At 44.9% G+C, this 15,705-nt stretch carries 14 protein-coding genes; 11 read left to right on the top strand and 3 right to left on the bottom strand.

Going from position 1 to position 15,705, the window contains the following annotated elements; genetic code table 11:
- Positions 1-113: 113 nt before the first annotated feature.
- From HP552_RS29100 to HP552_RS29060, 9 genes are all read left to right on the top strand, one after another.
- Complete coding sequence (locus HP552_RS29100; protein WP_175398840.1) at positions 114-653, top strand: glycerol-3-phosphate responsive antiterminator; 540 nt, start codon at positions 114-116, stop codon at positions 651-653.
- Positions 654-934: 281 nt separating this feature from the next.
- Complete coding sequence (locus HP552_RS29095; protein ID WP_175398839.1) at positions 935-1,768, top strand: HAD-IIA family hydrolase; 834 nt, start codon at positions 935-937, stop codon at positions 1,766-1,768.
- 38 nt (positions 1,769-1,806) lie between these two features.
- Positions 1,807-2,643, top strand: coding sequence for a metallophosphoesterase family protein (locus tag HP552_RS29090; RefSeq protein ID WP_175398838.1), 837 nt, complete (start codon positions 1,807-1,809; stop codon positions 2,641-2,643).
- A gap of 23 nt (positions 2,644-2,666) precedes the next feature.
- Entirely contained in the window at positions 2,667-3,755 is a 1,089-nt protein-coding gene (locus HP552_RS29085) for an ABC transporter ATP-binding protein (RefSeq protein ID WP_175398837.1), read from the top strand.
- Positions 3,752-4,624: a carbohydrate ABC transporter permease gene (locus HP552_RS29080; protein WP_175398836.1), complete on the top strand. Its 873-nt coding sequence runs from the start codon at positions 3,752-3,754 to the stop codon at positions 4,622-4,624. Before HP552_RS29085 ends, HP552_RS29080 begins: the two co-directional genes overlap by 4 nt.
- Positions 4,625-4,643: 19 nt before the next feature.
- Positions 4,644-5,468: a carbohydrate ABC transporter permease gene (locus HP552_RS29075; RefSeq protein ID WP_175398835.1), complete on the top strand. Its 825-nt coding sequence runs from the start codon at positions 4,644-4,646 to the stop codon at positions 5,466-5,468.
- Between the two features lie 24 nt (positions 5,469-5,492).
- Positions 5,493-6,806: an ABC transporter substrate-binding protein gene (locus tag HP552_RS29070; RefSeq protein ID WP_175398834.1), complete on the top strand. Its 1,314-nt coding sequence runs from the start codon at positions 5,493-5,495 to the stop codon at positions 6,804-6,806.
- A 331-nt stretch (positions 6,807-7,137) separates the two neighbouring features.
- Complete coding sequence (locus HP552_RS29065; RefSeq protein ID WP_175398833.1) at positions 7,138-7,602, top strand: NUDIX domain-containing protein; 465 nt, start codon at positions 7,138-7,140, stop codon at positions 7,600-7,602.
- Between the two features lie 317 nt (positions 7,603-7,919).
- A complete protein-coding gene (locus HP552_RS29060; RefSeq protein WP_175398832.1) occupies positions 7,920-8,672 on the top strand; it encodes an alpha/beta fold hydrolase in 753 nt (250 codons plus the stop codon).
- Positions 8,673-8,737: 65 nt separating this feature from the next.
- On the opposite strand, the gene HP552_RS29055 is transcribed toward HP552_RS29060, so the two are convergent.
- The gene (locus HP552_RS29055; protein ID WP_217506580.1) at positions 8,738-10,123 is read right to left on the bottom strand and encodes an alkaline phosphatase; all 1,386 of its coding nucleotides are present in this window, start codon (positions 10,121-10,123) and stop codon (positions 8,738-8,740) included.
- 341 nt (positions 10,124-10,464) lie between these two features.
- Here HP552_RS29055 and HP552_RS29050 point away from each other — a divergent pair, with 341 nt between their 5' ends.
- Together HP552_RS29050 and HP552_RS29045 are read left to right on the top strand one after the other, a co-directional pair.
- Positions 10,465-12,090, top strand: a complete 1,626-nt coding sequence (locus tag HP552_RS29050; protein WP_175398831.1) for a helix-turn-helix domain-containing protein — start codon at positions 10,465-10,467, stop codon at positions 12,088-12,090.
- A gap of 23 nt (positions 12,091-12,113) precedes the next feature.
- Positions 12,114-13,853, top strand: a complete 1,740-nt coding sequence (locus HP552_RS29045; RefSeq protein ID WP_175398830.1) for a cache domain-containing sensor histidine kinase — start codon at positions 12,114-12,116, stop codon at positions 13,851-13,853.
- A gap of 54 nt (positions 13,854-13,907) precedes the next feature.
- On the opposite strand, the gene HP552_RS29040 is transcribed toward HP552_RS29045, so the two are convergent.
- Both HP552_RS29040 and HP552_RS29035 read right to left on the bottom strand, forming a co-directional pair.
- Positions 13,908-14,798, bottom strand: coding sequence for a carbohydrate ABC transporter permease (locus HP552_RS29040; protein ID WP_175398829.1), 891 nt, complete (start codon positions 14,796-14,798; stop codon positions 13,908-13,910).
- A gap of 15 nt (positions 14,799-14,813) precedes the next feature.
- Positions 14,814-15,704 (bottom strand): ABC transporter permease, encoded by an 891-nt coding sequence (locus HP552_RS29035; protein ID WP_175398828.1) that lies wholly within the window; start codon positions 15,702-15,704, stop codon positions 14,814-14,816.
- Position 15,705: the final 1 nt, after the last annotated feature.

Raw genomic sequence — 15,705 nt, 5'->3', positions numbered from 1 at the left:
AGATGATTTAGTTTGAAAGGTGAAATTAACAGCCCATTTACATGAAGATGATATAAGACGAATATTTCTGCTTTAACATATAAGATGACAAACGAGGGAATGAGGACTGACTCATGAAGGATTATCCGATCATCGCCTCCATCACGGTAGATGAGCAAATCGCACGAGCTATGGCAAGCGATGTGAAGCGAGTTATTCTGATGACAGGGAACATCACGAATCTTGGTTCAATTATAGATAGTCTGCATCAAAGCGGTAAACAGGCATATGTACATACCGAGATGGTATCCGGTATTGGACGAGATAACTCTGCCATTCAGTATCTTGCTGATGTGTTCAAAGTCGATGGTATCGTGACGACAAAGAGCAATACGGTTTCTGCGGCAAAGCAAGCAGGCATATTAAGCATTCAGCGCATATTTGCCATTGATTCAGCAGCAATTGAGACTGCAGTACGGATGATTAAGAGCTATAAGCCAGATGAGGTTGAACTGATGCCGGGGCTTATGCCTCGAGTCATCCAAGAAATGAAAGAACGCATCACGCAGCCTTTGATTGTTGGAGGACTTATCCGGCATGAGGAAGAAATTCAGGAAGCATTAAAGAGCGGGGCAGATTTTGTTTCGATAGGCCATGAGAAATTCTGGGCTTAATTTTATAATTTTATAATTTTATACATTTATCCTTGGGTGGAGACGACGAGAAAACCCGGTGGTAAGTAAATCAATACAACCTTGATGTTGAAGGAGGGTGATTTGCTGCTGGGTTTTTTGTGTTGTCCAAAAAATACAACGGGAGGTAATTGAGCATGACCATTCAAGCAGCTGCTCATCGCGGTTATCCAAAGAAATATTCTGAAAATACGCTGTCTTCCTTTATAAAAGCGGATGTGTTGGAGTTGTCCGGCTCAGTGTGAGTGGGCAGGGTTAAGGTCATGGAGGATTTGTATGCTTACGATGCGTATTGCTTTGATTTAGACGGGACGATCTATGTCGGCCAAATGATGCTCCCTGGCGTAAATGACTTCATTAGTGGCTTGCGCTCACGGGGCAAGCGTCTGTTGTTTCTTACGAATACTCCCGTTCATACCAGGGAGGATTGCTACAAGAGACTGCAGAGTCTGGGTGTTTCATGCCAGCTTGGTGAAATTTTGACGGCAGGGTACGTGTCAGGAATGTATTTTGCAGAGTATGCCCCAGACGCCAATGTGCTGGTTGTCGGTGAGGAGGCTTTGCGGAGAGAACTTCAGGGAATCGGGATAGCTATCACCGAGGATCCGTATCGATCCACGCATGTGTTAGTCGGAATGGATCGTCAGTTTCATTACGATAAGCTTCATCTGGCGGCAAAAGCAGTTCGTCACGGGGCGGTTCTGCTCGCAACGAATCCGGACAGCTGCTGCCCCGTACAAGGTGATATCATTCCGGATACCGGATCCATTCTAAGCTCCATTGAGGCAGCCAGCCAACAGAAAGCGTCAGTCGTGATTGGCAAGCCTTCCCGCTACTATGCAGAGAAGGCGCTCCAGCTTTTGAATGTGAATAGCAGCAGATGCCTTATGATCGGCGATCGGCTGGAAACGGATATTTTATTTGGGCAGCAGAATGGAATGAAGACTGCCCTGGTGCTTACGGGTATCTCCTTGAGAGAGGATATCCAAAAAACAGGTATTGTTCCAGATTATATATGGCCTTCCTTCAACGAATGCATCATGGAACAGCAGGACCATTCGAAGCATTCAACTGTGTTGCAGGTGGAGAAAGCTTAGCAGTAAGGTGTTGCAAAATAAAGATGGAGGTGGAGTTCATGCGTTTGGCGTTACTTGGTGATTTTCACTATTCAAGCATGAGTTATGGGACCGAAGAAATGAAGGCTGCGAGAGTTCGGGTATATGAGCATATGCTCAAGGCCTTTTTAGAGGAAGAGGCGAACTTTCATGTCTCAATTGGCGATTTAACGCATGAAGGAACGGCTCAGGAATTCCGATCGATTTTCTCCATTCTTTCCAGAAGTGAACGGAACTTCATTCATGTGCTGGGCAATCACGATACGTATTCGATACCCAAGCTTGAAATTTCCGCGCTAACAGGTCAGGATCGCTTTCGATCGATTGACACGCCTCATGCCAAGCTGGTTTTTCTGGATACTACTCAGGAAATGAACCGTGAAGATTGGGGAGGGGAGCTGGACGGAGAGCAAGTGGGATGGCTCAAAGACCAGCTTGCCGATTCGCATAAGAAGCAGGTGCTTCTCTTTGGGCATCATCCGGTTTTTGATACAACTGCACGTTCAACGCTCGATAAGCTGTATGTTCGTCCGCAGGATGAACTGAAGAGCATACTCAATAGTCGGCCAGCAGGAGGCATCTATTTTTGCGGGCATAATCACATGAACTCCATCGTGAAGCAAGGTACATGGCACTATGTTCAGACCGCAGCTTGCCTGGATGTGCCTGCATACCGTGTTATTGAAGTTCGTGAGGGCGAAGTAGCGATAACTCACCATCCTATAGAGGGTGCTAGCCTCGCCGATGATATTCAAAGTTTTTGTTGTGATATGCCGGGTTTTGGACCTGTCGCTGGTGCGTTAGGTGAAGAAAATGACCTTATTCTATCCATTCAATTAGCATCGGCCGCTCAGTAATGTAAAGAGAAGGAGGGAACGTCATGGCACAAATTGTGTTGAAGCAAATTGAAAAAAGCTTCAAGCAGGATAAAGTCATCGAGGGTCTGGATCTGACCATTGAGGATGGTTCCTTTACGGTATTGGTCGGCCCGTCTGGCTGTGGAAAATCAACGACACTCCGCATGATCGCAGGACTTGAGAAAGAAACGGGCGGTGAGATTTGGATCGGAGACCATTGTGTCAATGGGGTAGAACCGGGCAAACGTAATGTGGCCATGGTATTTCAAAACTATGCTTTGTATCCAATGATGACGGTAAAGGAGAACATTGAATTTGGACTCGTGAATCGCAAGGTGCCTCGGTCTGAGCGAGAGCGTCTTGTTAAGGAGATCACGGAGGTGGTCGGCCTTGCCGAGTATTTGAACAAGAAGCCGCAGGCTCTGTCCGGTGGTCAACGTCAGCGGGTTGCCTTGGCTCGGGCTATGGTTAAGAATCCCGCGGTATTCCTGATGGATGAGCCATTGTCGAATCTGGATGCCAAGCTGCGCCATCAAATGCGTACGGAGCTAATTCAGCTTCACAAACGGCTAGGCGCAACCTTTGTCTTTGTTACTCATGACCAGGTTGAGGCCATGTCGATGGGAGATCGTATCGTCATCATGAATAAAGGGCGTATTCAACAAGCAGATCGTCCAATGAAAATCTACGATGATCCGGATAATGTCTTCACAGCCCAATTTATCGGTACACCGCCGATGAATGTGATTGATCGCGAACGTATCCTGCCTTATTTAAATGGGCAGCTTGATGATGACATTGGGCAGGTTGGCTTTCGACCAGAGAAAGCAACGATGACACTTGAAAACAGACCGCAGACGGGGCATGTTCAATTCACAGCCCATATCATGACACGCGAGACACTAGGGGCAGAAATCATCTATCAACTGGATTCCGCGCTTGGATCTGTGGCCGTGAAGAGCTTTTTGAAGCCGTTGGAGTCCGCCTCCGAGGTAAACGTCACGGTCTCCATGCAGGATCTGTACTATTTTGATCGGAACGGAGTCCGTGCTCGACAGCTTGAACGGTCTGAACCTAGAGAGCTCATTGTCCTGGGAGGGAAATATTCATGACCGTTTGGTCCAAATTCCGTCCCTATGTCATGGTGGCTCCCTCTATCGTGATATTCTCTATTTTCTTCATTTATCCGATCTTCTATATGATCTTTTTGAGTTTTTACAATTGGGATTTTATTAACCCGGTCAAGGAGTTTGTGGGCTTCAACAATTTTGTCGAGTTATTTAAGGATAGTGCGTTTCTTCAGGTCCTGAGCAATTCCTTGAACTATACACTTCTTTCCGTATCCTTATCCATTGTGATTTCGCTTCTGCTTGCGATTTGGCTGAATCGGGAAGGGGCATGGTTCGGGTTTGTTCAAGGTGCACTATTTAGTCCGCATATTGTTTCGCTTGTATCTGTATCCCTGGTGTGGATGTGGCTGATGGATCCCAAATTCGGTTTGCTTAACGGTTTGCTGGATATGGTTGGCTTGCCCAAACTGGAGTGGCTGAGTAGTCCCGACAGTTCATTACTGTCGCTTGTGCTTGTTTCGGTCTGGAAAGGCGTGGGATACAACGCTCTCATCTTCATCGCTGGTCTCCAAAGCATTCCGAAGGATGTGTATGAAGCCTCAGCTCTGGACGAGGCCAATTGGTGGCGGAAGTTCTACAAAATTACGCTGCCCATGCTTTCGCCGACCCTGTTTTTCTTGATTATCATTAATTTGATCAGTTCATTCCAGGTGTTTGAGACCATTGCCATCATGACCAACGGGGGTCCGGTTAATTCAACCAACACGCTCGTCTTTTACATCTACGAGTACGGATTCCGCTATTTCAAGATCGGTTACGCCTCTGCTGCAGGTGTTATACTGCTCGTTGTTGTTGGTGTGCTTACGCTAGTCTACTTCAAGCTGCTGAGCCGCAAGGTTCACTATCAATAGAAAGGAGAAGGGATATATCATGGCAAGAAAGTCATTGCTTCGTATCCTGAATATTACTGCCACGATCGTACTGGTTGCGATTTTTGCTATCCCTTTTCTATGGATGATTTCAACATCACTGAAGTCTTACCCGGAGACCGTGATCTTTCCACCCAAATGGATTCCCTCCAAGGTGATGTGGAGCAACTTCCAAGCGGCGTGGGAATCAGGGCCTTTTTTAAAATACCTAATGAATAGCGTTGTCGTATCGGTCAGTATACTCCTGCTTCAGTTCACAACCATTATATTGGCTGCCTATGCGTTTGCAAGGTACTCCTTCAAAGGAGACAAGCTGTTATTCGGGATAACGATGGTGACCTTGATGATTCCTGGTCAGCTGATTTTCCTGCCTGTGTATTTGTTGCTCAGCAAGTGGGGACTCATTAACAATTTGCTGGCACTCATTCTGCCTTTCTCTTCCAGTGCCTTTGGCATATTCATGCTGAGGCAGTCATTCAAGCAAGTACAGGAAGAGCTTATTGAAGCGGCACGGCTTGACCAAACGCCGGAATGGAAGATCATTCTTAAGATTATGGTGCCCATGGCACGGCCAACGTTGGTGACCTTTGCATTGTTCAGCTTCATCGCACACTGGAATGATTATTTCTGGCCGCTCGTGATGACGACCTCCGATGCAGCAAGAACGCTTCCGATTGGGATCTCTAAGCTGCGCGAGGTCGACGGAGGAGCCGCCTGGCACATTTTGATGGCTGGAAACATGATTCTGGTCGTTCCGATTTTGATTGTTTTCTTATTTGGACAACGGCAAATTATTAAAGCATTTGTCTATTCGGGTGTAAAGTAATCCAATTCATAGGAGGGTTTGTCCATGAAAAAATTTGGTTCTATTTTGTTGGCAGCAACGCTTGCATTTGCTTTAACGGGTTGTGGTGATTCCAATTCTGCAGGTTCTACCGATAATGCTGCTGCTTCTGGTAGTTCGAATGGTGCGGCCAATAAACCAGTAGAGATTACATATTGGTACTCATGGGGGGACAAGATCGCCGAGAACAATGAGAACTTGGTTAAAATGTTTAATGAATCCCAGGATGAAGTCATTGTAAAGGCGGAATACCAAGGATCGTATGCAGATCAGCATTCCAAGGCACAGGCTGCTTTTGCAGCGGGCAATGCACCTGAAGTTTGGCAAAATGAAATTGCTTCGGTTGGTGTGTTTGCCGAATCCGGCATGACGCAGGAATTGACTTCATTTGTTGAGAAGGATCAACTTGATATGGATGATTTCATTCCAGGACTAATGGGAAATTCCTACGTAAATGACAAGCTGTATGCTCTTCCTTATTTACGAAGTACACCAATCCTGTATTTGAATCGTACGATGCTGAAAGAAGCGGGACTTGATCCGGCTGGCCCGAAGAATTGGGCGGAATTTGAAGATTATGCACGCAAGCTAACGATTAAGGATCAGCGCTATGGTATCTCGATGCCTGTTGATATTTGGTTCTATGAGGCTTTTGTTAGACAGAGCGGAGGAACGATGATTAGCGAGGATGGGAAAAGTGCGGCATTCAATAATGAAACCGGAATTGAACCAGTGAAGCTGTGGCTTAAGATGAAGGATGAAGGCATCATGAGCATCGGGACGACCGATGATGCAGGTACACAAGCCAAGACGGATTTCCACAATCAGCGTTCTGCGATGATATTCTCCTCAACTGCGGACTTGACCAATAATATGAAGGTTGCAGAAGAGCAGGGTTTTGAACTTGGGACGACATTTATGCCTGCGAATGATACGTATGGAGTGCCAACAGGTGGTGCCAACCTGGTGATGACTTCCGGCTTGTCTCCAGAAAAGCAGGAGGCGGCGTGGAAGTTCATTAAATGGATGACCGCCAAAGAGCAAACAATTTATGCAAGCTCCTTCACGGGATATTTGCCTAGCCGAATTAGTGCAGTGGAAAGCGATGATATGAAGAAGCTTTATGAGGAAAAACCGCTGTTTAAGGTGGCGGTAGACCAACTGGAATATGCGGGTCCACGCCCAATGCAAAAGGTGTACCCAGAGATTGGTGAGATGATCAAGGATGAAATTCTACGCGCGGTTGTTGATTCGTCCATTACGGCAGAGGCAGCTATAGCTGAAGCAGCGAAGAAGGCCGATGCCTTACTAAATAAGTAGACTATTATTAAAGAGCTAGGCGGTATACTCCCGCCTAGCTCTTTAATTTGGGTAGTGCATTCCTAAATGTTCAGAATTTGTTGAGACATACGTGTTAGAATCTTTATGAAAAGCGTAATTAGGGATATACAGAGCAGTTTAATCGATAACCAGCAGGAGGGAATCTTCAGCGTTAATGGTTCCGAATGTGCTGAGTAAGTCTGACGGCATGATCAACGAAAGCAAGCCCTCCATTGTGAGGGCCTTTATTGCTTGTTTTGTAGTATGCGACAGCCAACAGACAGAATCTTGAACAACTTGAGACGGATTAATGGCAAATGGGGGAACAAAAATGGAGCGGAAAATTAGAAATTCTGCAAAAGCATTAATTATCAAAGATGGGAAAATGCTTGCAATTAAACTAGATGATCATGGTGATGTGATCTATATCATGCCTGGTGGGGGTCAGAATGCAGGGGAAACTCTTACCGATGCCGTGAAGCGAGAGGTAGCGGAAGAAATCGGAGTGGATGTAGAACCGTTATCATTGGAATTTGTAATTGAAGGGGTATACGGCGAAGCTTTTCATCGTCTAGATTTGGTTTTTTTATGCGAATACGTAGGTTTAACTGACAATTCTATGCTGCAAGGTGACGAAAACCAAATAGGATATGAATGGCTTGATGTTGAAAATATTACCGAACAACCGTTATATCCGTCCAAATTAAGAAAGCAGATTCTAAGATTATTCAAGGGAGAAAAGACAGATATGTACTTAGGTAATGAGGAACCTGGTGACCCTGAAAGTTTAGTATAAATTAGAAGATTGATTGATTTAACTCCTGAAACACTATTTAGGAATGATCACACGTATAGGAAGTCGCTAATTTAGCGGCTTCTTTGTTTTATCGGTACAGGTCCTTGGCCGGGTAGAGGACAAATCAACGAAGTCAACTAGTTGAAATCTTTTTTGGTTGAGGATCTGGTTTAATTATTCTCCAGCGACAATAACATAAAAGGTAGTTTTTGACCTCTTAAGGTAACGGGTGGAACTCATTTAAATATGGACTGGATGTACAATCAACAATAGAATAAGTACTAAGGAAATATTTCCATTATGGGGAGGGGAACAAGATGGAACTTTTTTACGAAATTGAAGGGAATGGACTCCCGATAGTCATGATTCACTCGGGAGGAGTCGACTCAAGGGTATGGAGGTATATGGTGCCTGAACTGGCAAAGTCATTTAAGGTCATTACCTTCGATGGTCGAGGAACAGGTCGCTCACCTGCTATGCTGGAGCCGACTTCACTTGTGGAGGATTTGCGCAAACTTCTCACACATCTCGGACTGGAACGTGTAACACTTGTTGGTCATTCCATGGGCGGGCAAATCGCGACTGACTTTACGTTATCCTATCCTTCAATGGTTGAGCAACTAGTGGTAATTGCCCCTTCATTAACAGGATATAACTATTCGCAGGAGTTCACCAATTATATGGCATCCGTGAATGCGGCTGCTCCCGATATATCTAAAATCGTGGAGTTGTCCTTAGCAGCACCGATCTATCGGGCTGTGATGGCTAGCCCCCATCGGAGCCTACTGAGTGAAATGCATGATCACTACATGGGGAGGGTATTTACCGAATGGAGAAGCTTTGAAGTCCTTTGGCCAGAGCCGCCTTCTATTGAACGTTTAGAGAAAATTACAGCGAGTACGTTATTTATACATGGAACAATAGAATGGCCGGATATGTATAATATTGCCGAGCATTTCAAGCGTGTACCTGAGATTAGGTTTGTCGAAATCCAAGGGGCAGATCATATGCTTGCCCTTACTCATGCAGAAGAACTAGCCATAAGCATCCGAGAGTTTTGTCAGAGGTAAGAAAAATAGCCCATCTCTAATTCCTGACGGAAAGAAGAGAATGGGCTATTGCTGAAGATTGGTGACTATTTATGCTTCTTTAAAATATCGAAAATGATTGCTGCATTATCCGTATTGTCGATCAGGCCTGCAAATCGATGGCTTGCCGGACCGTAAGCATAGACTGGTACGTCTTCTCCTGTATGTCCGCCTGTTGTCCAGCCAGTGAACGAACGGTTATCGATAATCGCTTCAATGGCATTATCGATCGTCGTTACATCTGCGTCTTTTGCTGCATCTTTTACGGATTGAATTTCTTCTGCTGTCAGTTCAAGCTTGAGGTAGCTCTTAAGCGTCTCTTCTACGGAAGCACCTTCAGCAATTTGAGCTGCCATGAAGTCTGGAGTGCGTACTGCAGCTTTAATCGGATCCACGAAGAAGTTATATTCTCCGTCTTTTCCGAGCGTGAGTCCCCCAGTGGAATGGTCAGCAGTTGCTACGACAAGAGTTTCGCCGTCTTCTTTGGCAAAATCAATAGCTGCCTGGAATGCTGCTGCAAAATCCTCCATTTCACTCATAGCGCCAACAATGTCATTATCATGGCCGGCCCAGTCAATCTGGCTGCCTTCAACCATTAGGAAGAACCCATTTTCGTTTGTGCTCAGGCGATCAATGGCTGTATTCGTCATCTCGGCCAGCGAAGGTGTTTCGCTAGTACGATCGATCATCTTGTCCATTCCTCCGTCAGCAAAAAGTCCGAGAATCTGTTCATTTGTATCTGCGAGCAGGGTGCTGCGATCAGTCACGTAGCTAAAGCCAGCTTCCTGAAACTTTTTCGACAAGTCACGGTCCTCACGTACAAAATTGGATTTTCCTCCACCCAACAGGACATCAAGTTTGTGATCTCCATTGATCAACTCATCATAATAATCATCTGCGATCGCGTCCATGTTCTTCCGGCTGATGTCATGGGCGCCGAATGCAGCCGGCGTGGCATGGGTGATCTCCGAGGTGGCAACAAGACCGGTGGATTTTCCGTTTTCCTTCGCCTGCTCCAATACTGTTTTAACTTCAGTATGGTCATTATCGACCGCAATGGCGGCGTTATATGTCTTCACGCCAGCAGACATAGCGGTTGCCGCGGAAGCGGAATCTGTTACGTTCTGACTGTCGTCATCCGGATATGTCATTTGAGTTCCCACAAGATAGGGATCAAATACGGTTCTCTCCATGATCTTAGTTGAAGGATCGTCCTTCATATAACGATAAGCGGAAGTATAAGCAGTTCCCATGCCATCACCAATGAGGAAGATGATATTCTTGATTTGTTTTTTCTCTACACTAACAGCTTGTACTGCATTTGCCTGTCCGGCAGACAAGACTGTAGAAGCAGCAATGGCCAGGCTCAGTGCTGCTGCGGGTAGTGCTTTTTTTGTTAATCTCACGATAATTCCTCCTTGTATTTTAAACATGAACATATGAAGCTTTATTCATCTGTATATGAAGATTATCATTCGAGTGTAAAATAGGACCAAGATATCTGTATACGTGGAGTAAAATGAACAAAAAAAGAGATGTGTAATTGACAGACAACCAGAAATATAGGGGTGGCATTGAAAAGCAAGGAAGAATGAATGTCAGGGGACGAGATGAATGAACGAAGGTACTGGAAAACACGGCTTTTGTTTGGATAGAAGATAGGATCGTGGTCTTTGAAATGGTAGAATAGCTAAAAAGATCAGGTTGGCTCTCATTTTCCAAAATAGTAGTGAACCTTAATTCAATCCAGGAAAAACAAAAATGGGGGATGCCCATGTACAAACTAATGATCGTAGATGATGAATTACTGATGCGTGTTGGGATTCGTTCCATGCTGAATTGGGAAGAGTACAATTTCTATGTTGTTGGTGAGGCGGGGAACGGAAAAGAGGCATTGGAGCTTGCGCTTGAAGTGGCTCCCGATCTAATCATTACGGATATCAAGATGCCGATCATGGATGGATTACAGCTTATACAAGAGGCCTCCGGCGTGCTGAAAACCTGTAAGTATGTCATCCTGAGTAATTTTGATGAATTTCATTATGTGAAAGAGGCACTGAAACTTGGCGCCGCTGACTACTTGATTAAAAGCGAAATTACAGAAACCTCCCTGATCGAGCTCCTGACTACCATTGGACAGAAACTGCAAAGCGAACAAGTCAGCCCGACAAACACACCTTCTATGTCACTTGATTACTCGAAGAACCTGAGACATCTGAAGGATAGTTTCTTTCAAGATGTTGTAAGCGGATTCATTAATGGAAAGGATATGGTCGCCAAAGCTGAAGAACTGCATTTTCACATAAGATCGGATCAACTGGTTGTCATCAAATTCATCGTTAACTATTACGATGATACGAAGAGGAAATATGTGGAGAAGGGGGAGAAGCTGCTCCGGTTTTCTATTCTTAATATTATGGAAGAGATCATTCCATCCAAATGGGAGAAAGAGATTTTCGTCGAACATTCGTCTGAGTATTGGGTTATTGTCAATGTGCTTCCAGAGTCTAAATCTGTACACGCTGACCTAAATAAACTATGTAATAAGCTTCTGTCTTCCATCAAGGATTTTATGAATCTGTCGCTTACAGCAGGTGTAAGTACAATCGTTTCCGGTTTCCATGGCATTAGAAAGGCGTGCCAAGAAGCTGAATTTGCACTAAAACAGGGGTTCTTCACAGGCAGCAACCAGGTACTGTATTACGAAGATGTGATTCAGGCTCCAGCCCGAAAAGAAGTGAACGGAATGCTGAGTCCGCAGCAAGAACGGGATTTCCTGAAATTGTGGATAAGCAAAGACAACATAAGAGCAAAGGAGTTCCTTGAAGGAATTCGATCTGGTCTGGAGGCAGAGCAAGCGGATGAGAGCAGTATTCGTAAGCAATATATCATGGTGATGGAAACCATTCACTCCCATTTATCACGAGCTGCTGAAAGAGGCAAACCTTCTTTTACGGAGAAATCGCCTTATGAAATCGTTCTGAAGGGAGAGTATTGGGAGGATATTCATCAAGATATGCTGGATCATATTGCGTATTACTTTAAAACCGATTCCCAAATCATGCAGGAGCGTACCTATACAGACCTCGCCACCGAGTTGATCGACAAATATTATGCGGAGGATATTTCGTTGCAAAGCGTAGCTAGCCAAATTAATGTCAATCCATCGTATCTCAGCCGATTGTTTAAGCAGGATAAGGGAGAGAACTTTATTTCTTACTTGACACGAGTTCGGATCGATCATGCGAAGGCTTACCTATTGAGCAGGGAATTGAGAGTGTATGAAATTGCAGATAAGGTCGGTTACCATAACTACACGTATTTCAGTAAAATTTTCAAGAAATCTGTAGGATACACGCCTGAGGAATATCGGGAACGACTGCAGCAGGGATCCATGTAATCCGTGAATAAGAGGTGCAATAGATGAGGCGTACCCAACTCTTTCGAATCCAAAATAAAATCATGGTGATATGTATAACGGTCATTATCCTGCCGGTATTTGTGATGACGATTAATTCGTATTACTCCTCTGAACGGTTATTGGCCCAGAATTACACGAAGCTGCTCAGCGACCTGGCCAAGCAAACGAATATTCGGATTGATGAGTTTCTAAAAGAAATTGAGAAAATCACGCTGCTGGCCAGCAACGGACTGAGCAATAATCTATCTGCGACCCATGAAGGAAGCTTTCCGATCCAGGATTTCCTGAGAGATGGGGATCAGCAGCATGAGGTTGCCGCATACAATATTCTGATGAATTATATCATGATGAAGGATCGCGTATTCTCCATTTACCTCTATAACTTAAACGGGGGACAAGATCTGTTCGTGAGTCCTAACCAACCCATTGACCCTAATTACAAAGTGGCTAATGAATTGTGGTTTAAAAAGTTCATGCATGATAAGGATCGAACCATCACTCTGACCACCCGGATGGATGAGCAATTAAAGAATAAAATTTTGGCAGTCTCGCACGCTCGAAAAATTCATGATGTGGCTAGCGGGAAACTGCTTGGCGTGATCGTTGTCAGCATTGATATCAAATTCATCGAGATTGTTAATCGTAACCTGCAGGAAGGGCTGCGTTCCAGGTTCATGATCGTAGATGAGAATGACAAGATTGTATATAACGTGGACGAACGATTGATCGGCACACTCTTCCGGGATAACGTTCGCCCACCCGAATCATTGAATGTTGTGGTGACCAGTCCGCTTAGTCAGCAAAAATGGACAACTTACTTATACATGCCCTTGGATGAGCTGACTGCTGATGGCAAAATATTGGGCCGTAATCTGATAACATTGGCCATTGTCATGTTTCTTTTTGCTGCAGTAATATCCATATTTCTATCTCATGTCATTACAACCCCCATTAAGAAACTCCTGCGTAATATTGCGCTGGTCGAGAAGGGGCAGTTTGAACAAGTCGAACATATTCGCTCTCGGGACGAGATTGGACATTTATCGATTCGATTCAACAAGATGTCGCATGAATTGAAGCTCTTGGTTGAGCGGATGCAGCAGGAGGAAATAGAGAAAGCCAAAGCTGAGATGCGTGCCCTTCATGACCAGATCAAGCCTCATTTCCTGTATAACACACTAGGGTCGGTAAAATGGATTGCGTCCATGCAGCAGGCTGACAAAATCGTGGACATGACAGATGCACTTATCTCGATGCTCCGGTATGCGACAAGATCAGATGGGATGCTCGTAACGATTCGTGAGGAGATTGATAATATAACGAATTACGTCACGATCCAGAATGTCAGGTACTATGATTGTATTCAGATGAGATATGAGATTGAGGAGCGACTGATGGATTATCGTATGCCCAAAATGATCCTGCAGCCCCTTGTGGAGAACGCGATTTTTCATGGTCTGGCCGAACTCGAAGAAGATGGGATCATCACCATTCGGATTCAATCACAGCTGGATGAAGTTGTGATCGAAGTATGCGACAATGGCGTCGGAATGGATCATCTTACGATGCAGAACTTGATGGAAGAAAAGTCCGGTGCCAGTACAGGAACGAATGGGATTGGATTGCATAACGTGCAGCGGAGGATTCAACTTCATTTTGGTAAACCCTATGGAATACAAGTCGCGAGTAAAATAGATGAAGGTACCATTTTCTCCATTCTGCTACCTGCCATTCAAAAATGAAGTTTAGATATAAACAAAAGGGCTTACAGTATGAACTGCAAGCCCTTTTATGATTTATCCTTTAACGCTGCCTAGCACCAGACCCTTGGTGAAATATTTCTGTAAGAACGGGTAAACGAGCAGAATCGGAATGGCACCCAGGAACATTTGGGCGGCGCGTCCGGTTCTGGCATTCATCATGGATAGAAGTTGGGTATAATCGGATCCAGATTTCAGCATGATTTGCTCAAAGCTCTGCAGAAGGGTCTGCAGATAGCTTTGTAATGGATAATTGGCTGGATTGTTCATATAAATAATGCCATCGAACCATGAATTCCAATGGCCGACAATACTGAACAAACCGACTGTAGCGAGAGCTGGCTTGAGGAGAGGGAGCAGAATGCGAAGCAGTACCTGTACAGGCCCGGCACCGTCGATGATGGCTGATTCTTCAATTTCCTCTGGCAACCCTCTAATGAAATTCATGAGAATAATCATGCTAAATACCGGTAGAGCTCCGGGCAGGATCAGGGACCAAATCGAATCAATTAGTCCCATTTTGACAACCACGAGGTAGGTTGGAATTAATCCTCCGCTAAATAACATGGTCACGATGAAAAATCCCATATAGATATTACGGCCCATCAATTTTTGTTTGGATTTGGAAAGTGGATAAGCTGTGAGCACGATTAAAACGAGATTGACCAACGTTCCGAGAACGGTCCGTTGGATGGCGACCCAGAGCGAGGAAAAGAATGACCCTCCAGTTAATGCAAATTCATAGGCCTTCGTCGTGAATTCGACGGGCCAGAACGTGACACTTCCCGCAGATACTGCCGAGCTGCTGCTGAACGAAACCGCCAACAGGTTGATAAACGGGAGGATACAGAGAAGAGAGATAAGAAGCAATATCGTGTAATTCATGATATGAAACAAACGCCTGCCCATACTTTTATCATGGATCATAATGATAGTTCCTCCTTAGAAGATACGATAGCCGGCTACCCTGTAGGCCAGGATGTACGATACGGCAACCAGAATACTGGAAATGATGGATTTGAATAATCCGACGGCAGTACCAATCGAATATTGTGCCTGCTGAATACCCAGACGGTATACATAGGTGTCGATAATGTCACCGGTCTGATACACAACAGGGGAGTAGAGGTTATAAATTTGATCGAAGCCTGCATTAAGTACGTTCCCAAGCGACAATACGGTCATTAAAACAATCGTAGGCATAAGGAGGGGCAAAGTAATGTAGATGGTCTGCTTCCACCGTTTGGCTCCGTCGATCACAGCGGCCTCGTAAAGTCCAGGATCGATGCTGGTCAGGGCTGCCAGGTAAACAACCGTGCCAAATCCGAAGCCTTTCCAGATGTCACTCACGATCATCGTCCATGGGAAAATGGAAGGTGTCCCAAGAAAGGAGATAGGTGCAATCCCGAATACGCCTAAAAATGTGTTGATAATGCCGTCGGAGCTAAGGATATCCAGCATAATGCCGGCCATAATGACCCAGGAGAGGAAGTTCGGAATATATACCAGAGTTTGGAATGTGCGTTTGATTCCACTGTGCAGCACTTCATTAAGCAGTAATGCGAAAATAACAGGTACGATAATACCACCGATAATTTTAAAGACAGACATGTACAGTGTATTCCAGATCGTTCTTACGAAGTTCGGCTGATTAAACACATGCGTAAAATTATCCCATCCTACCCATGGTGAGTTGAAGCCAAGGCCCGGGTTGTACTTCTGAAACGCAATAATAAGTCCGTAGAAAGGGATGTAACTAAAGATGAAGACCAGGACTAGACTTGGGATCAACATGAGATGGTAGGGACTCTGCTGCTTCCATTTTCTCAGCATT

It is taken from the genome of Paenibacillus xylanilyticus (assembly GCF_013359935.1).
Lineage (GTDB): Bacteria > Bacillota > Bacilli > Paenibacillales > Paenibacillaceae > Paenibacillus > Paenibacillus xylanilyticus.
Note: the sequence above shows the minus strand (reverse complement) of the source record. Positions and strands in the feature narration are given on the sequence as shown.